24 protein-coding genes and 1 tRNA gene are annotated in these 22,809 nt (G+C 63.4%); 13 read left to right on the top strand and 12 right to left on the bottom strand.

The window, feature by feature from the left end:
• Positions 1-20: 20 nt before the first annotated feature.
• Both A3AU_RS0133230 and A3AU_RS0133225 read right to left on the bottom strand, forming a co-directional pair.
• On the bottom strand, positions 21-1,274 hold the full coding sequence (locus A3AU_RS0133230) for a sarcosine oxidase subunit beta (protein WP_027056690.1): 1,254 nt from the start codon (positions 1,272-1,274) through the stop codon (positions 21-23).
• Positions 1,275-1,417: 143 nt separating this feature from the next.
• Positions 1,418-2,176, bottom strand: a complete 759-nt coding sequence (locus tag A3AU_RS0133225) for a hypothetical protein (RefSeq protein WP_027056689.1) — start codon at positions 2,174-2,176, stop codon at positions 1,418-1,420.
• A gap of 250 nt (positions 2,177-2,426) precedes the next feature.
• On the opposite strand from A3AU_RS0133225, the gene A3AU_RS0133220 reads away from it, so the two are divergent.
• The 6 genes from A3AU_RS0133220 to A3AU_RS0133195 all read left to right on the top strand — a co-directional run bounded on the left by A3AU_RS0133220 (position 2,427) and on the right by A3AU_RS0133195 (position 7,242).
• A complete protein-coding gene (locus A3AU_RS0133220; protein WP_027056688.1) occupies positions 2,427-2,813 on the top strand; it encodes an SET domain-containing protein in 387 nt (128 codons plus the stop codon).
• Between the two features lie 176 nt (positions 2,814-2,989).
• Positions 2,990-3,256 carry a 30S ribosomal protein S21 gene (rpsU, locus tag A3AU_RS0133215; protein ID WP_027056687.1) on the top strand — a complete coding sequence of 89 codons (267 nt, stop codon included), beginning with the start codon at positions 2,990-2,992 and terminating at the stop codon, positions 3,254-3,256.
• Positions 3,257-3,398: 142 nt separating this feature from the next.
• The gene (locus A3AU_RS0133210; protein ID WP_027056686.1) at positions 3,399-4,253 is read left to right on the top strand and encodes a tetratricopeptide repeat protein; all 855 of its coding nucleotides are present in this window, start codon (positions 3,399-3,401) and stop codon (positions 4,251-4,253) included.
• Positions 4,254-4,459: 206 nt separating this feature from the next.
• A complete protein-coding gene (locus A3AU_RS0133205) occupies positions 4,460-4,936 on the top strand; it encodes a DUF992 domain-containing protein (protein WP_027056685.1) in 477 nt (158 codons plus the stop codon).
• A 91-nt stretch (positions 4,937-5,027) separates the two neighbouring features.
• Positions 5,028-5,513 carry a DUF992 domain-containing protein gene (locus A3AU_RS0133200; RefSeq protein WP_027056684.1) on the top strand — a complete coding sequence of 162 codons (486 nt, stop codon included), beginning with the start codon at positions 5,028-5,030 and terminating at the stop codon, positions 5,511-5,513.
• A gap of 292 nt (positions 5,514-5,805) precedes the next feature.
• A complete protein-coding gene (locus A3AU_RS0133195) occupies positions 5,806-7,242 on the top strand; it encodes an MFS transporter (RefSeq protein ID WP_027056683.1) in 1,437 nt (478 codons plus the stop codon).
• 19 nt (positions 7,243-7,261) lie between these two features.
• Here A3AU_RS0133195 and A3AU_RS0133190 read toward each other — a convergent pair whose 3' ends face one another.
• The 6 genes from A3AU_RS0133190 to kdpF all read right to left on the bottom strand — a co-directional run bounded on the left by A3AU_RS0133190 (position 7,262) and on the right by kdpF (position 15,468).
• Positions 7,262-7,951, bottom strand: a complete 690-nt coding sequence (locus A3AU_RS0133190; protein WP_027056682.1) for a response regulator transcription factor — start codon at positions 7,949-7,951, stop codon at positions 7,262-7,264.
• Positions 7,951-10,680 carry a sensor histidine kinase gene (locus A3AU_RS0133185; protein ID WP_032918613.1) on the bottom strand — a complete coding sequence of 910 codons (2,730 nt, stop codon included), beginning with the start codon at positions 10,678-10,680 and terminating at the stop codon, positions 7,951-7,953. Before A3AU_RS0133185 ends, A3AU_RS0133190 begins: the two co-directional genes overlap by 1 nt.
• Positions 10,681-10,737: 57 nt before the next feature.
• Complete coding sequence (gene kdpC, locus A3AU_RS0133180) at positions 10,738-11,301, bottom strand: potassium-transporting ATPase subunit KdpC (protein WP_027056680.1); 564 nt, start codon at positions 11,299-11,301, stop codon at positions 10,738-10,740.
• An 11-nt stretch (positions 11,302-11,312) separates the two neighbouring features.
• A complete protein-coding gene (gene kdpB, locus A3AU_RS0133175; protein WP_027056679.1) occupies positions 11,313-13,406 on the bottom strand; it encodes a potassium-transporting ATPase subunit KdpB in 2,094 nt (697 codons plus the stop codon).
• A gap of 237 nt (positions 13,407-13,643) precedes the next feature.
• Entirely contained in the window at positions 13,644-15,347 is a 1,704-nt protein-coding gene (gene kdpA, locus A3AU_RS0133165; RefSeq protein WP_027056677.1) for a potassium-transporting ATPase subunit KdpA, read from the bottom strand.
• 31 nt (positions 15,348-15,378) lie between these two features.
• Positions 15,379-15,468, bottom strand: a complete 90-nt coding sequence (kdpF, locus tag A3AU_RS01000000136705; protein ID WP_032918612.1) for a K(+)-transporting ATPase subunit F — start codon at positions 15,466-15,468, stop codon at positions 15,379-15,381.
• 371 nt (positions 15,469-15,839) lie between these two features.
• Here kdpF and A3AU_RS0133150 point away from each other — a divergent pair, with 371 nt between their 5' ends.
• On the top strand, positions 15,840-16,337 hold the full coding sequence (locus A3AU_RS0133150; RefSeq protein ID WP_027056676.1) for a YciE/YciF ferroxidase family protein: 498 nt from the start codon (positions 15,840-15,842) through the stop codon (positions 16,335-16,337).
• A gap of 37 nt (positions 16,338-16,374) precedes the next feature.
• Here A3AU_RS0133150 and A3AU_RS0133145 read toward each other — a convergent pair whose 3' ends face one another.
• Complete coding sequence (locus tag A3AU_RS0133145; RefSeq protein WP_027056675.1) at positions 16,375-17,094, bottom strand: Crp/Fnr family transcriptional regulator; 720 nt, start codon at positions 17,092-17,094, stop codon at positions 16,375-16,377.
• A gap of 220 nt (positions 17,095-17,314) precedes the next feature.
• Between A3AU_RS0133145 and A3AU_RS0133140 the strand changes: the two genes are divergently transcribed.
• Both A3AU_RS0133140 and A3AU_RS1000000138705 read left to right on the top strand, forming a co-directional pair.
• Positions 17,315-17,551 (top strand): DUF6894 family protein, encoded by a 237-nt coding sequence (locus A3AU_RS0133140; RefSeq protein WP_027056674.1) that lies wholly within the window; start codon positions 17,315-17,317, stop codon positions 17,549-17,551.
• Positions 17,552-17,698: 147 nt separating this feature from the next.
• Positions 17,699-17,896, top strand: a complete 198-nt coding sequence (locus tag A3AU_RS1000000138705; RefSeq protein ID WP_032918611.1) for a hypothetical protein — start codon at positions 17,699-17,701, stop codon at positions 17,894-17,896.
• Positions 17,897-17,995: 99 nt separating this feature from the next.
• Here the strand turns inward: A3AU_RS1000000138705 and A3AU_RS0133130 are convergent, their stop codons facing one another.
• The gene (locus A3AU_RS0133130) at positions 17,996-18,298 is read right to left on the bottom strand and encodes a DUF982 domain-containing protein (protein WP_027056672.1); all 303 of its coding nucleotides are present in this window, start codon (positions 18,296-18,298) and stop codon (positions 17,996-17,998) included.
• 356 nt (positions 18,299-18,654) lie between these two features.
• Positions 18,655-18,744: transfer RNA gene (locus A3AU_RS0133125), tRNA-Ser, on the bottom strand.
• A gap of 307 nt (positions 18,745-19,051) precedes the next feature.
• Here A3AU_RS0133125 and A3AU_RS0133120 point away from each other — a divergent pair.
• The 4 genes from A3AU_RS0133120 (at position 19,052) to A3AU_RS0133105 (ending at position 22,346) form a co-directional block, all read left to right on the top strand.
• Positions 19,052-19,837 carry a hypothetical protein gene (locus A3AU_RS0133120; RefSeq protein ID WP_245235634.1) on the top strand — a complete coding sequence of 262 codons (786 nt, stop codon included), beginning with the start codon at positions 19,052-19,054 and terminating at the stop codon, positions 19,835-19,837.
• Positions 19,838-19,964: 127 nt separating this feature from the next.
• Complete coding sequence (locus A3AU_RS0133115; RefSeq protein ID WP_027056670.1) at positions 19,965-20,288, top strand: hypothetical protein; 324 nt, start codon at positions 19,965-19,967, stop codon at positions 20,286-20,288.
• Between the two features lie 38 nt (positions 20,289-20,326).
• Positions 20,327-20,989, top strand: a complete 663-nt coding sequence (msrA, locus tag A3AU_RS0133110) for a peptide-methionine (S)-S-oxide reductase MsrA (protein WP_027056669.1) — start codon at positions 20,327-20,329, stop codon at positions 20,987-20,989.
• Positions 20,990-21,356: 367 nt separating this feature from the next.
• Positions 21,357-22,346 (top strand): BMP family lipoprotein, encoded by a 990-nt coding sequence (locus A3AU_RS0133105; protein WP_027056668.1) that lies wholly within the window; start codon positions 21,357-21,359, stop codon positions 22,344-22,346.
• Between the two features lie 64 nt (positions 22,347-22,410).
• Here A3AU_RS0133105 and A3AU_RS0133100 read toward each other — a convergent pair whose 3' ends face one another.
• Positions 22,411-22,809, bottom strand: a complete 399-nt coding sequence (locus A3AU_RS0133100; protein ID WP_027056667.1) for a hypothetical protein — start codon at positions 22,807-22,809, stop codon at positions 22,411-22,413.

Below are 22,809 nucleotides of genomic sequence, written 5' to 3'. Positions count from 1 at the left end.
AAGTAGTCGGCAGGCCATGATCAATGCGCGACCGCCGCCGCCGCCGCCTCGTCGATGAGGCGGCCGGTACGGAAGCGCTCGATGGTGAAGGGCGCGTTGATCGGGTGCGGATCGTCCTTGGCGATGGTGTGGGCAAAGACATGGCCCGAACCCGGCGTCGCCTTGAAGCCACCCGTACCCCAACCGCAATTGACGTAGAGGCCGGGCACCGGCGTCTTGGCCAGGATCGGCGAGCGGTCGGGCGTGACATCGACGATGCCGCCCCAGGAGCGCAGCATCTTCATGCGCGTGAAGATCGGGAACATCTCGCAGATGGCGTCGAGCGTGTGCTGCAAGATGTGCAGGCCGCCGGTCTGCGAATAGGAGACATACTGGTCGGTGCCGGCGCCGATCACCAGCTCGCCCTTGTCGGACTGCGAGATATAGGCGTGCACCGTGTTCGACATCACCACGCAAGGCACCACCGGCTTGACCGGCTCCGACACCAGCGCCTGCAGCGGATAGCTTTCCAGCGGCATGCGCACGCCGGCCATGTTCATGATGACCGAGGAATGGCCGGCGGCGACGACACCGACCTTCTTGGCGCCGATGAAGCCGCGCGTCGTGTCGACGCCCACGACCGCGCCATTGGCCGCCCGTTTGACCCCGGTGACCTCGCAATTCTGGATGATGTGGACGCCGCGCGCCGAAGCACCGCGCGCATAGCCCCAGGCCACCGCATCATGGCGTGCCGTGCCGCCGCGCCGCTGCAGGGCAGCACCCACGACCGGATAACGGGCATCCCTGGAGATGTTCAGCGGCGGGCAGAATTCCTTGGCCTGCTCCGGCGACAGCCATTCATTGTCGATGCCGTTCAGCCGGTTGGCGTGGACGTGGCGCTTCAACACCTGGATGTCGTGCACATTGTGGGCGAGCATCATGACGCCGCGCGCCGAATACATGACGTTGTAATTGAGCTCCTGGGACAGCCCGTCCCACAGCTTCAGCGCATGGTCATAGATGCCGGCGCTCTCGTCATAGAGATAGTTGGAACGAATGATGGTGGTGTTGCGGCCGGTGTTGCCGCCGCCGAGCCAGCCCTTTTCCAGCACCGCGACATTGGTGATGCCGTGTACGGTGGCGAGATAATAGGCGGTGGCCAAGCCGTGGCCGCCGGCGCCGACGATGATGACGTCATATTCCTTCTTGGGCTCCGGCGAGGACCACTGTTCCTCCCATCCCTTGTGGCCGCGCATGGCCTCGCGGGCGATGGCGAATACCGAATATTTTTTCAACGTCGCAACCCTCGCGCCAAAGAGGCATGGCATATGGCGGCAGGGCGTTCACTCGGCCCCGGCCCGCGAGGTGTATCACTAGCGAAACAGCGCTGCCACCCTTGCGCTGTTTGCGACGGCGCTTGCCGTTTTGCGCCGTGCCATCAACACCCGCTGTTTTGGGCTTCACCTTTTGACGGTTCAGACGAGACACGCTTCACGATGGACGGACCCATCGCATAGGTCGGCCGCAAATAGCCTTGGCGGCAATCGGCGGCGATTTTACGAAGCTCTTCATCGTCCGACTGCTCCACCATGGCCACGAAGCGCTCGACAATCACCTCGCGCGGCCTGATAGCCACTGCCGCTGCAAAACGCCGCAACAGGGCATCCGGATGCGCCAGTAGCCGTGGCAGTTCATTGGAACCAGGACTGACGTAGTGACCATAAGCACTGATCAGCGCCTTGAAAGCCAAGTCCGGGCGCAGGACAGCGGCATTTTCCACCGCAAGCCTTAGCTGCCAGCGTTGCGCAAGGCAGATGAACTGGACGACCTTCCACCGAACGCCGGCATGTTCGTCATCGAGGCGCAGCATGAGGCGACCGAGAGCCGTGCCGTCGGCCGGCGTCGTACATCCCAGAAGCGCCTCGATTGCGTCGAACCGGATACCCGAAGATTCACTGTCGAGCAGATCGGCGATCTCCGCGACGACACAATTCATTTTGTAACTTATTTTGGAATTGGCTTCAGCCACCAAAAAAGCTGCAGCGCCCTGCGTGTAAAGGTTGCCGGACGTCAGCAGCGACCGAAGATTTTCAAGCGGAAAGCCTTTGTCAAATTCCGATTGAAGAGCAAACGTCAACTCGCTGTCACCCTCGAAGCCGGGGGCCAAAAACTTGCTCACTATGTCTTGGGGGGTCATTGGAACGGGTGGCTCGTCCACCCTCAAAGTTTGGATGGCTGTTCATAACGCGGCACTGGTCAGCAGGTCAACAAAGAACCCTACCCTCGTCTACAGGTGCAAAGTCTGCCGATGGTGGCGTCTCGATCAACCGGACGTGAAGGTTTTTTGCCGCGAACAGGCCGGTTTGCCGCTTTGACGCAGGCAGCCGGTCTTGCTTTTTCCCCGCGATTTGGCGATTCCGTTTCCTGTCGAAACGGGTCCCGAAACCATGATGCTGATCCGAACCTATGTGGCCGCGAGCGCGATCGAGGGCGTCGGCATGTTCGCCGCCGAGCCGATCCGGAAAGGCGCCTCGATCTGGCGCCTCGATCTGGATTTCGACCGGCTGATCCCGATGGACAAATACGAGGCGGCGCCGCGGCCTCTGAAGGAATTGCTCGACCGCTATGCCTATCCGAGCCCGGATCGGCCTGGCTTCATGGTCTATGAAGTCGACAATGGCCGCTTCATGAACCATTCGGCGACGCCGAACACCGACTTTTCGCAATATGGCGGCGCGACAGCGACCCGCGATATCGCGGCGGGCGAAGAGATCACCTGCGACTACGGCGAGTTCTTCGAGGATTTCGAGCGGCTGCACCTGGCCACGGCCTAGTTGGCGCCCTATCTCGGGGCGACCGTGGCAATTTGGCCGCCGTCCTTCATTTCGACTGTGGACAGCGCGGCCTGATTCTGCTATCAGCCGCCACAATTCGTGGTGTCGACCGCTGCGGAGGCTAGTGGCTATGGCTGCTTGCCTGATGATATCAAACCCGAAAGACAGGATTGCCCGTGCAGGTACTCGTCCGCGACAATAACGTTGATCAGGCGCTTCGCGCGCTCAAGAAGAAGATGCAGCGCGAAGGCATTTTCCGCGAAATGAAGATGCGCGGTCACTACGAGAAGCCGTCCGAGAAGCGCGCCCGCGAAAAGGCCGAGGCCGTGCGCCGCGCCCGCAAGCTGGCCCGCAAGCGCGCCCAGCGCGAAGGCCTGCTGCCGATGACGCCGCGTCCGGTGCCTGCTGGCGGTGCTGCCGGTGCAGCGCGTCCGCCGCGCTGATTATCGCCAATATTTCGTCCTTTTCGAAGGATACCAAGGTGGCGCGATGCGGAATCGCCGCCACCTTTTTATTTGATGTGACCCGGCCCGGAGGGGGGATCCGGGCCTGAACGGCGCGGCTTGAAGTGAGGACAGGGCAGACATGAACGCAACGAGCGTGGAGCGCGGAACCGCATTGCGTGGTTTCGCCCTGACAGCGGCCCTGCTTTCCGGACTGGTGCTTGCCGGCTGCCAGACGTCGGGTCCGACCGGCGAGTTCAACAACATCGACAAGGCACAAGGCTCGAGCGAGAACATCTCCTCGCTGTCGGCGGTCATCCAGCGCAATCCCCAGGATCCCGAGGGCTACAATGTGCGCGGCTCGGCCTATGGCCGCGGCGGCCAGTACCAGGCGGCGCTCAAGGACTTCAACCAGGCCATCCAGCTCAATCCGAACTTCTTCCAGGCCTATTCGAACCGCGCGCTCATCCAGCGCTTCCTCGGCAACCAGGAAGCCGCTCTCGCCGACTACAACCGCTCGATCCAGATCAACGGCAATTATGACGCCGCCTATATCGGCCGCGGCAATCTCTACCGCAAGGCAGGCCGCACCCAGAATGCCTTCAACGACTTCCAGAAGGCGATCCAGCTCGACACCACGGATGCGCGCGCCTACCACAATCGCGGCCTGATCTATCAGAGCCAGGGCCAGCACAAGTTCGCCATCGAGGACTTCTCGACCGCCATCTCGCTGGCGCCGGATGCCGCCGAACCCTACAACGGTCGTGGCCTCTCCTACCTGGCCACGGGCGACGAGGACAACGCCTTCTCCGACTTCAACATGGCCATCAAGCTCGACGGCCAAAACGCCGAGGCCTGGGCCAACCAGGCGCTGATCTACGAGCGGCGCGGCGACAAGGCGAAGGCCGCGAAATCCTATCGCGAAGCCGTGCGCCTCAACCCCAGCTACCAGCCCGCCAAGGACGGCTTGTCGCGTGTCGGCGCCGGCGCCAGCTGATATCGGCTTCAGCAGATCCGGCTGACCATTGCAGCTTGTTTGCGTGTCCAAAAGGACACGCGGCGCTGAAGATCGCCGCCAATCCGACAACCCGCGTTAACCCCCGCGACAAGCCGTCGACGCTTGCCTTGTTCGCGCCAAGTTTTCGGCGGAACGGTCTGGCCATTGAAGCCGTTGTTCAATGGCAATTACGAAAGGACGCTCCCATGATCAAGAAACTCGCCTGCGCCGCGGCGCTCGCCACGACGGTGTTCGCAGCCGCTCCGGCCAGCGCCGGCAAGCTGCAGCTCGGCACGCTCGACTGCACCATCGACGGCGGCACATCCTTCGTCGTCGGCTCAAACAAGGGCGTGTCCTGCGTCTTCCGTCCCTACCATCACGGGCCGTCGGAGATCTACACCGGCGTCATCTCCAAGCTTGGCGTCGATCTCGGCCAGACGCATCAGGGCCAGCTGATCTGGGCGGTTTTCGCCGCGACCCGCGACCGGGATGCAGGCGATCTCGCCGGCAACTACTATGGCGTCAACGCCGAGGCGAGCGTCGTCACCGGCGGCGGCGCCAACCTGCTGGTCGGTGGCTTCGACAGCGCCTTCATGCTGGAGCCGCTCAGCGTCCAGGCACAGACCGGTGTCAATCTCGCCGTCGCCGTGACCTCGCTGGAGCTGATCCACTCGCTCAAGTAAGTGGATGGAGCCACGCGCTCCACGACCCCTCACCCTGCGGCGCGGAACCAGATAGGATGGTTTCGCGCCGTTTGATTTTGGGGGGAAGAATATGCCGAGAACAGCCATCGCCGCTGCCGTGATTGCAACCCTGCTTGGCGCGACGCAGGCGCAAGCACAGGGCCGGGGCATCGAACTCGGCACTCTTGAATGCGCAATATCGGGCGGCACCGGCTTTATCTTCGGCTCGAGCAAGGATCTGAGCTGCACCTTCACGCCGACCGACAAGAGCTTCGCGCCGGAAGCCTATTTCGGCGCCGTCAACAAATACGGCGTCGACATCGGCACGACGAAGCAGGCGGTGATGCAATGGCTGGTGTTGACGCCGCTGAAGAACATCTACGCGCCCGGCGCGCTGGCCGGCGACTATATCGGGGCCAGCGCCGAGGTGACCGCGGCGGTCGGCGCCGGCGCCAATCTTCTGGTCGGCGGCTCCTCGCAGGCCTTCACCCTCCAGCCGCTCAGCCTGCAGACGCAGACCGGCATCAATCTCGCCATCGGCGTCAGCCAGTTCCAGCTGCGCAGCACCGAGAACTGACTGGTGCACCTCACCGGTGAAATGAAGAGGCGCATCCGAGGCTTCGTCATCCACGGGCGGAGCAGCCGCGTAGCGGCGTCGCGAAGACCCGAGGATGACGAAGTTGGGAAGGTTTCGGCCAATCTCGAACGTTGCGATGGTCCACTGAGACAAACCGCTTGAGCTCAACCGCGGTTGAGGTCCTACAAGCCAGCCCACTGAAGAGCGCCCGCCGCGCATGGTCCTGCCGGAAAGCCTTGCTGGCTTCTGGCGCCATGCGCAGGCATCGCGATATGCAAGACATGGGGTGGACATGACCGACATCAGCACAAACAGGGTCGACTGGCGCGCATTGTGGGCGAGCGGCGACCTGGCGCGCTTCTGTTTCATCAGCCTTGGCATCCTGCTGCACGCCACCAATGAGACGATGGTGGCGACCGTCATGCCGGCCATGGTCGGCGAACTTGCCGGGGTGCAGCTCGTCGGCTGGTCGCTGGCGATCTACGAGCTCGGCGCCATCGTCGCCGGTGCCGCCGCCGGACGGCTGGTGAGCTATGTGGCGCTGCGCACCAATATGGTGGTCGCCGCCCTGCTCTATGCCGCCGGGGCGCTGATCTGCGCCACCTCGCCTTCCATGCAACTGTTCCTGGCCGGTCGCCTGATCGAGGGTCTTGGCGGCGGCGCGCTGGTGTCACTGGCCTTCGTCTCGGTCGAGCGGCTGTTTTCACGCGCCATCTGGCCGCAGCTTTTCGGTATCATGTCGGCGATCTGGGGCGTCGCGGCATTCAGCGGCCCTTTGCTGGGCGCGATCATGACCGAATTGCTGTCGTGGCGCTGGGCGTTTGGCGTCTTCACTCTGGGCGGCACCGCCATGGCGCTGGCCAGCTTCCTTGTGCTCGACACGCCGGAGGCGACGCGACCCAGCACAAGCGGGGGCAAGGTGCCGCCCTTCCCGTTCGCCGCCCTTGGCTGCCTTGCCGTCGCCGTGGTGCTGATCGCCTCGGCCGGCGTCGACATCGCCGTGCTGCGCTCCTCGCTGCTGATCGTGCTTGGCCTCGCCGGCCTGGCGCTGTTTTTTGCCATCGACGCAAGGAAGCCTCGCTCGCGGCTGTTCCCGTCGCGGCTGTTCTCGTGGCGCACGCCGGTCGGCGCCGGCATGACCATGGTCGCCGCCTTTTCCGTCGCCACCTGTTCCTTCGGCGTCTATGGACCGTTGCTTTTGACCAGCCTGCATGACATTCCGCTGCTGACCACCGGCTACGTCATCGCCGCCGAATCGATCGCCTGGTCGATCCTGTCGATCCTCGTCGCCAACGCGCCGCCGCGACGCGAACGGCTGATCATCGTCTGCGGCGCGCTGATGATCGCGGCGGGCATTGCCGGCTTCGCCTATACGATACCGCTGGGCTCGATCCCGCTGATCCTGGTCTGCGCCCTGTTGCAGGGCGGCGGCTTCGGCATTGCCTGGCCGTTCCTGACCCGCGTCATCGTCGCCTCCGCCCCTGACGACGAGCAGACCATCGCCTCGGCGGCGGTGCCGACCATGCAGCGTATCGGATATGCCGTGGGCGCGGCGCTCGCCGGTATCGTCGCCAATGCCAGCGGCTTTTCGCAAGGCCTGAACCACGACGCGGCGGCCAATGTCGCGAGCTGGCTGTTCCTTGCCTTTGTGCCGCTTGGCATGCTCGGCTGTCTGGCAGCCTTGCGGGCCTCAGCGGCGCCAAACCGGCCGCTCGGAGCCTTAGGCTGACTCCATCAAGAGGACCCGTTCACTCGACGCGCAGCCGGTAGCCGACACCGGTCTCGGTGGTGATGTAGCGCGGCTGGTCGGGCGTCTTCTCGATCTTTTGCCTGAGCTGCCGCACATAGACCCTGAGATACTGCACGTCGGTCGTATCGCCCCAGATCTGTTTCAGGATGAAATGGTGGGTCAGCACCTTGCCGGCATGCTGCACCAGAATGCGCAGTATGTCGTATTCCTTCGGCGACAGCTTTATCTCCTTGCCCTCGACCTTGACGATGCGTTTGACCAGATCGACGCTGAGGTCGCCGCTCTGGAAGACCGGCTTCTCGCCTTGCTGCTGGAACTTGTGCCGTAGCGCCACGCGGATGCGCGCTACCAGCTCGTTCATGCCGAACGGCTTGGTGACATAGTCGTCGGCGCCGAGTTCCAGAGCCTGGACGATGCCGGCTTCGTCGGTGCGGCTGGAGAGGATGACGACGGGAATGTCGAGACCCTCGTCACGCCATTTGCGCAACAACTCATGGCCACCCATTCCTGGCAGGCCGAGATCGAGCAGCACTAGGTCCGGCCTTTCCTGTTCCATCAGCTCGATCGCCACCTTGGCGTTCGGCGCCTCGCTGATTGCGTAGCCCTGGCTGCCGAGCCCGACCCGAAGCAGCTTGCGGATCGGCGGCTCGTCATCGACGACCAGTATCCTGACATTCAGATTTGTCATCAAAGCTGATCCATGCTGGTCTCTTCGCCGCGATTGTCGATATCGGGCGCTTCTGTCGGCACCGGCATCCTGATGGTGAAGGCGGCACCGAGGCGGTCGGTCCGGTTAGCGGCCGAGATCGTGCCGCCCATCGATTCGACAAAGCCGCGGCAGATCGACAGGCCGAGCCCGGTACCGGCGCGGACCTGATCGCCCTTGCGCACCCGGTAGAAAGTGTCGAACACGCGTTCGAGGTCCTGCGCCGGAATGCCCAGCCCCTCATCCATGATCTGCACCATGACGGATCCATTGTCGGCCCATCCCTGCACGCGGATCGTCGAGCCGGGCGGCGAATATTTCGATGCATTGTCGAGAAGGTTGAACAGAACCTGTTCGAACAGCACGGGATCGAGCTTCAGCATCGGCAGGTCGGGCGGAATATCGACCTCGATCTTGTGTCCGCTGGTGATCTTGCGGGCGCGGTTGAGCGCCGTGCCGACGACATCGCCGACATAATGCAGGGCATAGTTCGGCTCCATCGCCCCGGACTCGATCTTGGTCATGTCGAGCAGATTGGCGATGAAGCGGTTCAGCCGTTCCGATTCGTCGATCACCGTCGATAGAAGCTCCGCCCGGTCCTGTTCGGGTAGATCAGGCGCGAATTCCTTGAGCGTACCGGCCGCTCCCATGATTGCCGAGAGCGGCGTTTTCAGATCATGCGAAATCGAGGTCAGCAGGGCCGAGCGCAGCCGGTCGGCTTCGGCCGCGAGCTTGGCGCGGTCGACATCGGCGACGAGCTGGATGCGTTCGATCGCCACCGCGGCCTGGTCGGCCAGCGCATCGAGCAGGCGCTGTTGCTCGGGCGTCAGCAGCGGACCCTGCTTGTCATTGTCGAGGCCGACGACACCGATCGCGGTGCGGCCTGTCCGCAAAGGCAGATAAAGACGCTTGGCGCCGGGCAGCGTGTCGGCGCCGCGCCCCGCGGCACGGTTGTGTTCCCAGGCCCAGCGCGCGGCGGCGATGTCGGCCTCGGCCAGCGTGTCGTCGGGCGGATAGCCGGCCTTGACGGTGATGGTGCCGTTCTCGGGCAAAAGCAGCACCACGCGCAGCTTCAGCATCGAGGCGATCTGGAAGGCGGTGGCCCACAGCACATCGTCGAGCGTGCCGGCTCCGGCGAGCTTCTTGGAGAAGAGGTAGATGTCCTCGGTGGCCCGTGCCCGCGAGCGGGCGGCAACTGCCTGGCGCTGCATGCGCGCGGCGAGATTGCTGGCGATGACCGCGACGGCAAGGAAGACGGCGAGCGCGACGATGCTCTCGGGATCGCGGATGGTCAGCGTGTAGCGCGGCTCGAGGAAGAAATAGTTGAAGGCAAGGGCACTGAGGAAGCAGGCATAGAGCGCCGGCCAAAGGCCGCCGGCCACCGCCGACGTCAAAACCCCCAGCAGGAAGACGATGGCCAGATTGCGGACGTCGAGAAATTGGTCGAGGACAGCGCTGAGGGCCAATGACCCGGCGACATAGGTCGTGGCGAGCAGATAGGGCCAGATCTGGAACTGCTTCTGCTCGGCCGCCGCCTTGACCCTTCGCGACGTCGCCTCGGCATCCCGTTCGGTCCCCGAAATGACATGCACGCTGATGTCGCCGGCATTGCGGATCAGGTCGTAGGTGAGCGAACCCTCGATCAATTCGCGCCAGCGCGACCGGGTCGGCCTGCCGACCACGATATGGGTGAAGTTGTTCGCCGTCGCGTGGCGCACGATGTCTTGCGCGACGTTCTGGCCGGGAATGGTCGTCGCCTCGGCGCCGAGCTGCTCGGCAAGGCGCATGAGCGTGGCGAGCCGGTCCTTGTCTTCCTCGGACATGCCGGCCGAACGAGGCGTATCGACATGCAGCGCCGTCCATGGCGCACGCAGCCGGTCGGCCAGCCTGCGTGCGTAGCGGATGCGGGCAGCCCCTCCCGGGCGCGGGTCGACGCAGACGAGCACCCTCTCGCCCGCGGCCCAGGGACCCTGGATGGCATGGGACTGCATGTGATTGAGCAGTTGCTCGTCGACACGCTGGGCGGTGCGACGCAGCGCCAGTTCGCGCAGCGCCGTCAGATTGCCTGACGAGAAATAGTTCTCGATGGCGCGCTGCGCGGTGTTGGGGAAATAGACCTTTCCCTCTTCCAGCCGCTTGATCAGGTCGTCGGGCGTAAGATCGATGATTTCGACGTCATCGGCCTGGTCGATAATGGAATCGGGAACCGTCTCGCGCACCCTGACCCGGGTGATCTGCGCGACGACGTCGTTCAGGCTTTCGACATGCTGGATGTTGAGCGTCGTGTAGACGTCGATGCCGCGCGCCAGGATCTCCTGGACGTCGAGATAGCGCTTGGGGTGGCGGCTGCCGGGCGCGTTGGTATGGGCGAGTTCATCGACGAGAACCAGCGCCGGGCGCCGGGCGAGGATGGCGTCGATATCCATCTCGTCGAGGAAGCGCCCCTTGTAGTCGACCTTGCGGCGCGCAATGACTTCATAGCCCTCGACCAGGGCCTGGGTTTCCTTGCGGCCATGGGTCTCGACGACGCCGATCACCACATCGATGCCGTCGGCCAGCCTGGCACGGCCCGACATCAGCATTTCGTAGGTTTTTCCGACACCGGGTGCCGCGCCGAGGAATATCCGCAGACGGCCGCGTCCCTCCCGCTCGGCATGCTCGAGCAGCGCGTCGGGGGAAGGTCTGTTTTCGTTGCTTCTGTCTTCCGGCATCAGGATCGATCATGGAGAGGTCCGGGGATGCTGTCGATCCCCGGACCTTGCCATCGCCTATTTAGCGGCGTCCAGCGCCAGGTTGAGGGCCAGCACGTTGACCACCGGCTCTCCCATGAAGCCGAGTTCCCTGCTCTCGACCTGGCCGTCGACAAGCGCCTTCACCTTGGCCTCGTCGATGCCCCTGGCCTTGGCGACGCGCGGAACCTGGAAATAGGCGGCCTCCGGGCTGACCTGCGGATCGAGGCCGCTGCCGGACGTCGTCACCATGTCCATCGGCACCGGCGCATTCGGGTTCTCCGCTTTCAGCTTCTCGGCATCGCCCTTGATGCGCTCGATCAGCTTGGGGTTGGTCGGGCCGAGATTGGTGCCTCCGGAGGCCGTTGCGTCGTAGCCATTGCCGGCCGCTGAAGGCCGGCCATGGAAATATTTGTCGCTGGCGAAGGCCTGGCCGATCAGTTCGGAGCCGATGACCTTGCCATCCTTCTCGATCAGGCTGCCATTGGCCTGGCGCGGGAACAGCGCCTGGGCGATGCCGGTCATCCCCAGGGGATAGATCAGGCCGGTCAGGACCGTGAAGAAAACGATCATGATGATCGCGGGTCTGAGTTGTTTGAGCATCGGAATGATCCTTAAGCGAGGCCGAGGGCGGTGACGATCATGTCGATCGCCTTGATGCCGACGAAGGGGACGATGATGCCGCCGAGGCCATAGACCAGAAGGTTGCGGCTGAGCAGCGCGCCGGCGCCGATCGCACGATACTTGACGCCTTTCAGCGACAGCGGGATCAGCGCGATGATGATCAGCGCGTTGAAGATGATGGCCGACAGGATGGCGCTCTGCGGCGTCGACAGATGCATGATGTTGAGCGCCTGCAGCGGACCGGTGGTCTGTCCGGGCGCAACGTAGAAGACGGCGAACATCGCCGGGATGATGGCGAAGTACTTGGCCACGTCGTTGGCGATCGAGAAGGTCGTCAGCGAGCCGCGCGTCATCAGCAGGGCCTTGCCGATCTCGACGATCTCGATGAGCTTGGTCGGATCGCTGTCGAGATCGATCATGTTGCCGGCTTCGCGCGCCGCAACCGTGCCGGTGTTCATGGCGACGCCGACATCGGCCTGGGCAAGGGCGGGCGCATCGTTGGTACCGTCGCCGCACATGGCGACCAGCTTGCCCTTGGCCTGTTCGTCGCGGATCAGCTTCAGCTTGTCCTCGGGCGTGGCCTGGGCGAGGAAGTCATCGACACCGGCTTCCGCCGCGATCGCGGCGGCCGTCAACGGATTGTCGCCGGTGATCATCACCGTGCGGATGCCCATGCGCCGCAATTCCGCGAAGCGCTCGCTGATGCCGCCCTTGACGATGTCCTTGAGATGGACGACGCCGAGCAGGCGTCCGTCACGTTCGACCGCCAGCGGCGTGCCGCCGGACTTGGCGATCTCGTCGGCGACCGCCTGCAGATCCCGGACGGAATCGCTGCTCGGACGCATGCCGTGAGCGGCAACCGTCGGCTGGTTGACATGGGCAAGCACGGAATCGACCGCGCCCTTGCGCACCGACGAGCCGTCGACGTCGACGCCGCTCATGCGGGTCTGCGCGGTGAAGGGAACGAAGGTGGCGTGCAGCGTTGCCATGTCACGGGCGCGGATACCGTATTTCTCCTTGGCCAGGACGACGATCGAGCGGCCCTCCGGCGTTTCGTCGGCGAGCGAGGCGAGCTGGGCCGCGTCGGCGAGTTCCTGTTCGGTGACGCCCTTGACCGGACGGAATTCCGTCGCCTGGCGGTTGCCGAGCGTGATCGTGCCGGTCTTGTCGAGCAGCAGCGTGTCGACGTCGCCGGCCGCCTCGACGGCACGGCCCGACATGGCCAGCACATTGAAGCGCACCAGGCGGTCCATGCCGGCGATGCCGATCGCCGAAAGCAGCGCGCCGATCGTGGTCGGGATCAGGGTGACGAATAGGGCGACGAGGACGGTTACCGAAATATAGCCGCCCGAATAGGAGGCGAAGCTCGGGATCGTCGCCGTGGCCAGCACGAAGATCAGCGTCATGCCGACCAGCAGGATGTTGAGCGCGATCTCGTTCGGCGTCTTCTGGCGCTCGGCACCTTCGACCAGCGAGATCATGCGGTCGAGGAAGGTATGGCCCGATGCCGCGGTGATACGCACGCGGATCCAGTCGGACAGCACTTGCGTGCCGCCGGTCACCGCTGAACGGTCGCCGCCGGATTCGCGGATGACCGGTGCGGATTCGCCTGTGATCGCCGCCTCGTTGACCGAGGCGACGCCTTCGACCACCTCGCCGTCCGACGGGATGATGTCGCCGGCCTCGACCAGCACGGCATCGCCGACTTTCAGGCTGGTGCCAGGCACCAGTTTGTATTTCGTGCGATCCTCACCGGTCAGAAGCTTGGCCTGGGTTTCGGTGCGCGCCTTGCGCAGCGAGTCGGCTTGCGCCTTGCCGCGGCCTTCGGCGACGGCTTCGGCGAAATTGGCGAACAGCACGGTGAACCACAGCCAGATGATGATCTGCAGCGTGAACTTGAAGTCGCCGCCGCCGGTGATCAGGTCCCTGACGAACAGCACTGATGTCAGCGCCGAGACGACGGCGACGACGAACATCACCGGGTTCCTGATCAGGGTGCGCGGGTTGAGCTTCCTGAAGGCCCCGCCGATGGCGGGCCACAGGATGCCGGCATCCATGATGCTGGCGGATTTGGACTGGCTCATTTGTTGGCTCCAGTATCTGAAATGTTGGCAGGCACCGATCGATCGGATGCCGAAGGAAGATGCGGCGGCCCATAGACCAGCAGCCAGATCACGATCATGACGGCCGCTATGCCGAAGAATGTGGACACGGTCGGGAAAGGGGGAGGGATTGTCTCCCCCTCCCTGTCGCCTCGACGCTCAACGTTGCGCCGCTTGATGTTTAACCAGGACATGACTTTGACCCAAGACGGGGCGCTCTCAGAAGGTCTGCCCATGAATCATGGCCAGGTGTTCGACGATCGGTCCGATCGCCAGCGCCGGGAAGAAGGTGAGGCCCACGACGATCAGGATGACGCCGACCAGCAGCCCGACGAACAGCGGGCCGTCGGTCGGGAACGTGCCGGCCGACGCCGGCACCGTCTTCTTCGTCGCCAGCGAGCCGGCGATGGCAAGCGCCGGGATGATGACGAAGAAGCGACCCATCCACATGGTGATGCCGAGCGTGATGTTGTACCAGGGCGTGTTGCCGGAAAGGCCGCCAAAGGCCGAGCCGTTGTTCGCGGCCGCCGAGGTGTAGGCATAGAGAACTTCGGAGAAGCCGTGCGGCCCGCCATTGGCCATGGAGGCGACGCCGGTCGGCAGGACGACGGCGATTGCCGTGAAGGTCAGCATCGCCAGTGGCAGGCACAGGATGGCGAGCATGGCCATCTTGACCTCCTTGGCCTCGATCTTCTTGCCGAGATATTCGGGCGTGCGGCCGACCATCAGGCCGGCGACGAAGACGGCGACGACGATGAACATCAGGATGCCGTAGAAGCCGGCGCCGACGCCGCCGACGATGACTTCGCCGAGCTGCATGTTGATCATCGGGATGAAGCCGCCGATCGCGGTGAAACTGTCATGCATGGCGTTGACCGCGCCGCAGGACGCGGCCGTGGTGATGACGGCGAACAGTGCCGACAAGGCGACGCCGAAGCGGCTCTCCTTGCCTTCCATGTTGCCGCCGTCGATGCCCAGCGCGTGCACCAGCGGGTTGCCTGATGCTTCCGCCCAGTAGCAGACCGCGACGCCGGCGATGAACAGGACACCCATCGTGGCCAGGATCGCCCAGCCCTGGCGCTGGTTGCCGACCATGCGGCCGAAGACGTTGGTCAGCGCGGCGCCGAGCGCGAAGATCGTGACCATCTGGATGAAGTTCGAGATCGCGTCGGGGTTTTCGAAAGGATGCGCGGCATTGGCGTTGAAGAAGCCGCCGCCATTGGTGCCGAGCATCTTGATGGCGACCTGCGAGGCAACCGGGCCGAGAGCGATCGTCTGCTTGGCGCCTTCGAGCGTGGTGGCGTCGACATAGGGCCCGAGCGTCTGCGGCATGCCGAGCCAGACATAGACAAGGGTGAGCACGATGCTGAGCGGCAGGAGGATGTAGAGCGTGCAGCGGGTCATATCGACCCAGAAATTGCCGATCGACTTGACCGAGGCGCGGGCGAAGCCGCGGATCAGCGCGACCGCGATGGCGATGCCGACCGCCGCTGACATGAAGTTCTGCACCGTCAGGCCCGCCATCTGCACGAGGTAGGACATCGTGCTTTCGCCGCCATAGTTCTGCCAGTTGGTGTTGGTCACGAAGCTGACGGCGGTGTTGAAGGACAGCGTCTGCTCAACCGCGGTCATGCCGGCCGGATTGTAGGGCAGGACGCCTTGCAGGCGCTGCAGGACATAGAGGACCAGGAAGCTGGCCAGGCTGAAGAAAATGATGCCTGCCGCATAAACGGTCCAGTGCTGCTCCTCGCGCTCGCTGGTTCCCGAAATGCGATAAAGGGCGCGTTCGAAGGGCCCGAGTATCGGCGAGAGGAATGTGCGGTCGCCGTTGAAAACGCGGTACATATAGCCGCCGAGAGGCTTAACCAGCAGAACGACCACCACGCAGTAGGCGAGGATCTGTATCCATCCGTTGAATGTCATGGCTGTAGCTTTCCGTGCCTTGCTGTTGCCGTCAGAAGCGTTCTGGGCGAACGAGGGCGTATGTCAGGTAGGCGAGCAGGAACAAGGTCACACCGCCGCCAAGGATATAGTCGAGAAGCATGTTGCGATCCTCCGGTTTAAAGAATGTCGCAGACTTTGATGTAGGCGACGGAAAGGGCGAAGAACAAAATCTCCAGACCGACAACGACGATATCCATCGTGCATGTTCCTTATCTTCGTTTTATTTGCGTTTCGCACTGTACGCCTGCCATCGGCAGGCTGAAGCCATATGGAAGCACCCCGTCACGGCAGATTATCGCGACCGAGCTGTGTCTTCCCTGGAGAATATGGACCCGAACGCCATAAAGGTTCGAGACGGCGCGAGCAGGAAAGAAATAGGAATTTTATAAAGGTTTCCGTTCGCGAGAGCGGGAACAAATCTTCCAGCGCGAGGTTGTCGAGCCGAGGGCCCACGCATCAGAGGAGACGACGATGGCAAAGCAGAAAATGCTCGACGACCTGTTTCACGACACGCTGAAAGACATCTATTTCGCGGAAAAGAAGATATTGGCGACGCTGCCGAAAATGGCCAAGGCAGTGCAAAGCGCCGAGTTGAAAGCCGCCTTTGAAAAGCACCGCACCGAAACCGAAGGCCATGTCGCAAGGCTGGAGAAAGTCTTCGGCGTGATCGGCAAGAAGCCGGTGGGCAAGACCTGTGCCGCCATCATGGGCATCACCGAGGAAGGCGCCGAGATCATGGAGGAGTACAAGGAATCTCCCGCGCTCGATGCCGGCCTGCTGGCCGCCGCGCAGGCGGTCGAGCATTACGAAATCTCGCGTTACGGCACGCTGAGGACATGGGCTGGCGAACTCGGCCTGAACGACGCCGTGACACTTCTCGAAGCGACCCTGAAGGAAGAGAAGGCGACCGACGAAGCCCTGACGCAGATTGCGGAGTCGGCCGTGAACGTCGCCGCCGAAGCAGCGTAAACTCCTGAATGATCGTCGAGCCGCGTTCGGAAATTAGCTAGCGCGGCTCGCGCGTCATGCTGAGATAGGTTGGATCGAACTCGGCGATTTCCCGCAGCTTGTGCCAGTCCAGGATTGTGACGGTGTGGTTTGCCCAGCTGACGACACCGACCTTGCGCAAGGCGCCGATGACACGGTTCATATGCACGACGGAAAGGCCAAGCACATCGGCCATTTCGGCTTGTGAGAGCGGCAGGTGAAAGCTCATGCCGTTGGTGCGTTGCACCACCTGCAACCGCACGAAGAGTTCACAGACGAGATGGGCCAGATGCGAGGTCTTGGAGCGCCGTCCCATGGCGACGATCCACTCGCGGTGTATGGCGCCGTCGACCAGCGTGTCCAGCCACAACAGCCTTGTCAGGTGCGGCGCCTGCTCGGTGATGGCGCGAAGCCGGGCGTGATCGGCGAACATGACATGGCAGGGCGACAAGGCGACGATGCCGTGATCCATGGTCTTCAGCAGGAAAGCATGGAGATCGACGAAGTCGCCGGGCACCTGCAACGACGTGAACTGCCGGCCACCATTCTCCAGCACCTTGTAGCGCGCCGCCAGCCCGTCGAGGATCAGTGTCGAGTAGGTCGGGCGCGATCCCGATGCGACGATGTCCTGGCCGGTTGCGAAATGCCGCTCGAAGGTCATGGCGCCGGCCAGGAGCGCCTTCTCGGCGTCTGACAGAGCATCGTGCTGGCCCAGGTTCAGATAAAGGGATTCAAGCACCGCAATCTCCGGCGAAAGGGCTTCAGAAGCCGATCGCCAAGTGTTTCTGTCGGAAGCAAGGCGGCTCCGGATGCACTAGGCCTTTGGCCGCTGATAGGCATTAACATTTGTTGCACCCGCTTGTTCCACGGCAAATGCCACCGTTGGTGGAACAACTGCCCAGCCCGCGAATTGTCGGTTGAATATCTCGCTATTTCGCCAGCCTGAGGTCCAGCCCGTCATGCCTCGATATTATCTTGACCTCTATAATGGCGACGGTCTGACGGTGGATAATGAAGGCCAGGTCTTCGAAACGCCCGAGCGCATGCGGCGCGAAGCGATCCGCATTCTGCCCGACATCGTCCGCGACGAGATCATGGAAAACGACCACACCGCTATCACCGTCAAGGTACGTGACGAGGACGGACGCCAGATCTTCGAGGCGTCGCTCGTCGTCTCTTCGGGATGGTGCGGCTGACAACCCTCCCCCGCATCGATGACAAAAGTCCCGCGACCATCATTTGTAATCGCCGTCCCCGCTGCAACGCTGCAGCATGGGCGACCGGAAGATGATGGAGGCAGCGGATGTTCCGAAACCGCCTGCCTCGCGGAAGGAGTAGCGATCATGAACCGCGCAAAAGTCGACACACAGCGTGACGAGCGCGCCAAGCGCGAATCGGAAATCGTGATTGCCGCGGAGCGGGCGGCTCGCGAGGAAAAGACGGCGCGGCTGAAAGCACTGCGCCTTGCGGCACAAGCAGCGGACGAACCCAGCTCGGTGAACCCCAAGCCGAACCGCCGGCACGCATCTCCAAAACGGTGAATTATCTCGAGCACAGCAACGAAAAAGCCCGGCTCGGGAGGGCCAAGCCGGGCTTTGGGTGGTGGCACCACTGGCCACCGGGATGACAGATGCCGACGGTCAAGCGGCGTAGCCGCCATACCCGCGCGCGACGGCGCGGGCCACGATGACCGGCTCGATCTCGGGCCAGAGAATGCCGGCGGCCTTCGCGAATTCGACGAGCGCATGGCGCGCCTCGTCCCTGGTGATGCAGCCTTCCAGCGCAAGGTCACACGCCTCCACGGCATGACGATGCAGCGGGCCACGGCGCGAGGTCGTCCAATTGGTCAGGAAATCGTGCATTTCGGCCAGCGAGGCAATCTCGCGCTTGAAGCCGAGGCCGACGGTCAGTGCGACCGGTGAATGAAACAGCTTGTCGTGCATGAAGCGGGCTCCTGATTGTCGCAGCGCCAGGAGAGATATCCGGGCCGGTCCACGAACGGGACGCCGGGAAACGCGCGGGAGCGGCGAGAGGTTCCGGATGGATGCTCTGTTCCTGCTATTCGCGCCGACGGCTCGTGGAACTACATCAAATTTTCAGCAGCCGGAGACAGGACGGCCATCGAACCAACTCGGCCGGCAACGAGGCTAGATGGCTGGCTTACTCGCTTTGCCAAACGGGCTCGCTGAACCTAATCGCGGATCAACCGGCCAGGCGTTAGATTGCTCCAAGGCTGCCAGTGCCGCCGCGCAAAGTCGAGACGTGGGGACACAATATATTTCAATGATCTAGGCAGGGCTGGCGGAGAGAGCGGGATTCGAACCCGCGTTACGGTCTCCCGTAAACACACTTTCCAGGCGTGCGCCTTCAACCACTCGGCCACCTCTCCGTCCTTGCATTTTTTCGCGATGGCCGGTTGCGCCGCGCGGGTTGGGGACAATGCAGTCCCTTCAGGGAGGCCGGCACGCGATTTCCGCGCCGTGGGTGCCGCCAACCAGCAGACACCTTCCCGTCGCACCTGAGCCGTCAAAGCAACAGGCGCGGGGCTCATCTAGTCGATCCCGCGCCGAATGCCAAGCCATAAGCACAGTCTATTCGCTTTGCCGGCCACAAGGCGTTTCGCGAGACCGCCGCCTTACCTGTTTCCGGGGTGCAGACCCCGAATGATGTGCACAGGCAAGGCCGCGAGGCCCGCCGTGCTTGACTTCGCGGCCAGCCGCCTGTCGAGTGAGGCCGAGGCTTTGCGGGGGCATCGTCCTGATATGGCATCCGGCAGCGAACAACCAGGCAGTGGGCAGGCGCCAGCAGGCCGTCCGGGTGGCGATCTTTTTTACGTCCCGGTCGGCTGGCTCATCTTCGTCATGGCCTGGTCGGTCTATGGCCTGGCGTCGGCATGGTGGCTGGTCGGCAATTCCAGCCTGCCGGACAAGATCTTCTATTTCCTCCTTGGCGGGCTCGTCGCCAATGTCGTCACCATCCTGTGGGGGCTTTATTTGCTCGGCCTCGCCTTTGGCCGCTCGGGGCGTTTCCCCCGCCATTTCACCATCTGGCAGATCGCCTTCATCGTTTGGGTGCTGGCAAGGCAAGTCTATGTGCTTGCCGTGCCGGATTTCGTATTCTCCGCCAGGGGCGTCGGCATTGCCGCCATCGAGATCGGCATCGGCCTGCTTTGCATCTACCTGCTGCGCCGCGGTTCCGGCGCCGAGACCGTCTACGCCAGGCCGCGAACCGAGGCGCCGCCTGTCGGCTTTTCCATTCTCGCCGCCTTGCTCGGCATCATCCTCGGCGCCGTCGTCGGTGCCGTGGGCGGTTTCCTCGCCGGTTCGGTGATCGCCGATGTCGCCCAGGTAAGCTGCTTCGAGGGTGGCTGCGGCTATTTCGCCGCCTTCTTCGGTCTGGGCGGGTTGGTGGTCGGCGCCATTGGCGGTGGCATTCTGGCTGTCTGGCTCGTGCATCGGCGCGGGCGCGAGCCGGTGACATAGAGGAAGTGCCGGCCTTCAAATTCGCGTATCGCGGTTGCGGGCAAGCCATGCGCACTCTATTTCTCGTTTCGGGACAGGTGCCGGAGATCCTTGGGAACGCTTCCAGGATCGGCCGGGGGAGAGCTTGATGTTTCGCTTCGTTTTTCGCCTTGCGGCCATGGTCGCGCTATCGGTTTCCGTCATCATGGCGGTGCTCGACACGACGCGTACGGTGGCGGCTTCGACGCTGGTGCTGACCCCGCTCAACGCCAGCTGGCTGGCCGTCTCGCCCGACACGCGGGCGGCTTTCGAAACCTTCGTCCGTGCCAAGGCCAGCCCGCTGCTGTGGGATGGCGCCATCGCCTGGGTACTCAACCAGCCGGGCTTCGCCGTGTTCGCGGTGCTGGCCTTCCTGCTCTACGCCATCGGCTACAGGCGCCAGCGGCGCACAGGCCAATTCGCCGCCAACTGATCCATTCTCGCGATCCTGCCCGGAAAGGAAGGCCGCCGATGTTCTTTCTCAGCGACATTCTGAACAAAAAGCTCAATCCGCCCAAGCCATCCGAGGCGCTGCCGGGCCGTGCCAAGGCCATCGCAACCGCGCCCAGGCATTTCGTTTCGAAACGGCCGCTCAAAGGGCCTTACCCCGAGGAGCTGGAGACGGCGATGTTCGGGCTCGGCTGCTTCTGGGGCGCGGAGCGCCTGTTCTGGCGGATCGAAGGCGTCTGGGTGACGGCCGTCGGCTATGCCGGCGGCATCACGCCCAACCCGACCTATCAGGAAACCTGTACCGGCCTCACCGGCCATGCAGAAGTGGTGCTGGTCGTTTTCGACCCCAGGATCGTCTCCTATGGCGACCTTCTGCGGCTGTTCTGGGAAAGCCACGACCCGACGCAAGGCATGCGCCAGGGCAACGACGTCGGCACCACCTACCGCTCCGCGATCTATACATCGGGCGATGCGCAACACCGGGCGGCGGTCGCCTCGCGCGATGCCTATGACGCCATGCTGCGCGGTGCCGGCCACGGCAGGATCACCACCGAGATCGCGCCGGCACCCGCCTTCTACTTCGCCGAGGCCGGGCACCAGCAATATCTGGCGAAGAACCCTAACGGTTATTGCAACCTCAAGGGCACGGGCATCGCCTGCACCATGCCGGCGGCCATCACCTGACGGCCAGAGCAATTCCAGCCAGAGCGATTCCGGGAAGAGCAATTCCAGGAAGTGTGAAACGGTTTTCCGGGGAAAGCGCATGGCGCCTTCGCCGCGGGAATTGCGTCAAATCAAAAAGTTAGAGCGGTTCGGCGTTTCCGTGGAAACGATGAACCCTTGTGGCGTGCAAGGATCGCATTGCGGCGCGGCTTGCCCGTGGCACGCTTTTCCAAAAGGTCAAAATTCCGCGTGAATTTTGTTTCGGGCCGTGCCAGATTGCCCGCGAGCGGGAGGGGAATACACTCCTGGCTGACGTCGCATGCCTGCCGCAGAACCGGGCTGGCAGGCGGGGCGTAACGGAAAAAATAACCGACAGGGTGTGGATCACATGAAACGTATCGTTCTCGGCCTCCTGGCCGCAACCGCAATGGTTCTTCCGGCTTTGGCCGCGGATGTCCAGCCGGCCATCCTCTATGATCTGGGCGGCAAGTTCGACAAATCCTTCAACGAGGCTGCCTTCCATGGCGCCGAGAAGTTCAAGACCGAGACCGGCACGCCCTATGTCGAGTTCGAGGTCTCCAACGCCTCGCAGCGCGAGCAGGCGCTGCGCCGCTTCGCCGAGGACGGCCGCAACCCGATCGTCATGGCGGGCTTTGCCTGGGAAGATGCACTGAAAGCCGTCGCGAAAGATTATCCCGACCTCAACTTCGCCATCATCGACGACGCCGTCGATATGCCCAATGTCCGCTCGCTGGTGTTCAAGGAGAACGAAGGCTCCTATCTCGTCGGCATCATGGCGGCGATGGCATCGAAGTCGAAGAAGGTCTCCTTCATCGGTGGCATGGACATCCCGCTGATCCGCAAGTTCGAATGCGGCTATGTCGGCGGCGCCAAGTCGGCCGGCGCGACCGACGTCATCCAGAACATGACCGGCGACACGCCGGCTGCCTGGAACGACCCGGCCAAGGGCGGCGAGATCGCCAAGACGCAGATCGACCAGGGCTCCGACGTGGTCTATGCGGCCGCCGGCGGCACCGGCGTCGGCGTGCTGCAGGCGGCGGCGGATGCCGGCAAGCTCGGCATCGGCGTCGATTCCAACCAGAACGGCCTGCAGCCCGGCAAGGTGCTGACCTCGATGATGAAGCGTGTCGACGTTGCCGTCTACAACGCCTTCATGGATGGCAAGAACGGCACCTTCAAGGGCGGCCTGCAAAACCTCGGCCTCAAGGAGGGCGGCGTAGACTACGCCATGGACGACAACAACAAGGCGCTGGTCACCCCCGAGATGAAAGCCGCCGTCGAAAAGGCCAAGGCCGACATCATCGCCGGCACGATCCAGGTGCACGACTACACGGCTGACAACGCCTGCCCCTATTGATCGGCAGCGCGATACAGCCACGATCTGCAACCGCCGGGCGCAAGTCCGGCGGTTTTGCATTGGCCTATAATTTGCCGACGAGATAGCCCAGCGCGAAGACCGCGATCAGCACGATGGCGACGACAAATCCGCGCCGGCCGCCGAGCGAATGCACGCCAACGCCGTACGGTGACCGGGACAGGCTTCGGATCACCGGGCGCGGTCCGGCCTCGTTGCCGAGTCCAACGCTGCGCATCTGCGGCAATTCGGCGAGGCGTTGCGTAACCAGCGCCCAATGATTGGCGGGCAAGGCGGGTTTTTCGACACGGTCGAAGACATGCATGCGTTCGGCAAGCCGCACCACGGCATCGTGGAAGGCAGGGTCGATCTCGAGATCGCGCTCGGCCCGCTCGCGCTCCGCGTCGTTCATCAGGCCGAGCACATAGTCGCCGGCCCTTGCGATGCGGTCGCTTTCACTTGCCAT

Origin of the sequence: Mesorhizobium erdmanii USDA 3471, assembly GCF_000472705.1 — a bacterium.
GTDB lineage: Bacteria > Pseudomonadota > Alphaproteobacteria > Rhizobiales > Rhizobiaceae > Mesorhizobium > Mesorhizobium erdmanii.
This window is presented reverse-complemented; position numbering and strand designations above follow the sequence as displayed.

Coding starts and splice junctions, on each gene's coding strand:
- A3AU_RS0133225 (WP_027056689.1), bottom strand. CDS start 2,176: ATGACCCCCCAAGACATAGTGAGCAAGTTTTTGGCCCCCGGCTTCGAG.
- A3AU_RS0133220 (WP_027056688.1), top strand. CDS start 2,427: ATGATGCTGATCCGAACCTATGTGGCCGCGAGCGCGATCGAGGGCGTC.
- A3AU_RS0133210 (WP_027056686.1), top strand. CDS start 3,399: ATGAACGCAACGAGCGTGGAGCGCGGAACCGCATTGCGTGGTTTCGCC.
- A3AU_RS0133205 (WP_027056685.1), top strand. CDS start 4,460: ATGATCAAGAAACTCGCCTGCGCCGCGGCGCTCGCCACGACGGTGTTC.
- A3AU_RS0133200 (WP_027056684.1), top strand. CDS start 5,028: ATGCCGAGAACAGCCATCGCCGCTGCCGTGATTGCAACCCTGCTTGGC.
- A3AU_RS0133195 (WP_027056683.1), top strand. CDS start 5,806: ATGACCGACATCAGCACAAACAGGGTCGACTGGCGCGCATTGTGGGCG.
- A3AU_RS0133190 (WP_027056682.1), bottom strand. CDS start 7,951: ATGACAAATCTGAATGTCAGGATACTGGTCGTCGATGACGAGCCGCCG.
- A3AU_RS0133185 (WP_032918613.1), bottom strand. CDS start 10,680: ATGCCGGAAGACAGAAGCAACGAAAACAGACCTTCCCCCGACGCGCTG.
- kdpC (WP_027056680.1), bottom strand. CDS start 11,301: ATGCTCAAACAACTCAGACCCGCGATCATCATGATCGTTTTCTTCACG.
- kdpB (WP_027056679.1), bottom strand. CDS start 13,406: ATGAGCCAGTCCAAATCCGCCAGCATCATGGATGCCGGCATCCTGTGG.
- kdpA (WP_027056677.1), bottom strand. CDS start 15,347: ATGACATTCAACGGATGGATACAGATCCTCGCCTACTGCGTGGTGGTC.
- kdpF (WP_032918612.1), bottom strand. CDS start 15,468: ATGCTTCTCGACTATATCCTTGGCGGCGGTGTGACCTTGTTCCTGCTC.
- A3AU_RS0133150 (WP_027056676.1), top strand. CDS start 15,840: ATGGCAAAGCAGAAAATGCTCGACGACCTGTTTCACGACACGCTGAAA.
- A3AU_RS0133140 (WP_027056674.1), top strand. CDS start 17,315: ATGCCTCGATATTATCTTGACCTCTATAATGGCGACGGTCTGACGGTG.
- A3AU_RS1000000138705 (WP_032918611.1), top strand. CDS start 17,699: ATGAACCGCGCAAAAGTCGACACACAGCGTGACGAGCGCGCCAAGCGC.
- A3AU_RS0133130 (WP_027056672.1), bottom strand. CDS start 18,298: ATGCACGACAAGCTGTTTCATTCACCGGTCGCACTGACCGTCGGCCTC.
- A3AU_RS0133115 (WP_027056670.1), top strand. CDS start 19,965: ATGTTTCGCTTCGTTTTTCGCCTTGCGGCCATGGTCGCGCTATCGGTT.
- msrA (WP_027056669.1), top strand. CDS start 20,327: ATGTTCTTTCTCAGCGACATTCTGAACAAAAAGCTCAATCCGCCCAAG.
- A3AU_RS0133105 (WP_027056668.1), top strand. CDS start 21,357: ATGAAACGTATCGTTCTCGGCCTCCTGGCCGCAACCGCAATGGTTCTT.
- A3AU_RS0133100 (WP_027056667.1), bottom strand. CDS start 22,809: ATGGCAAGTGAAAGCGACCGCATCGCAAGGGCCGGCGACTATGTGCTC.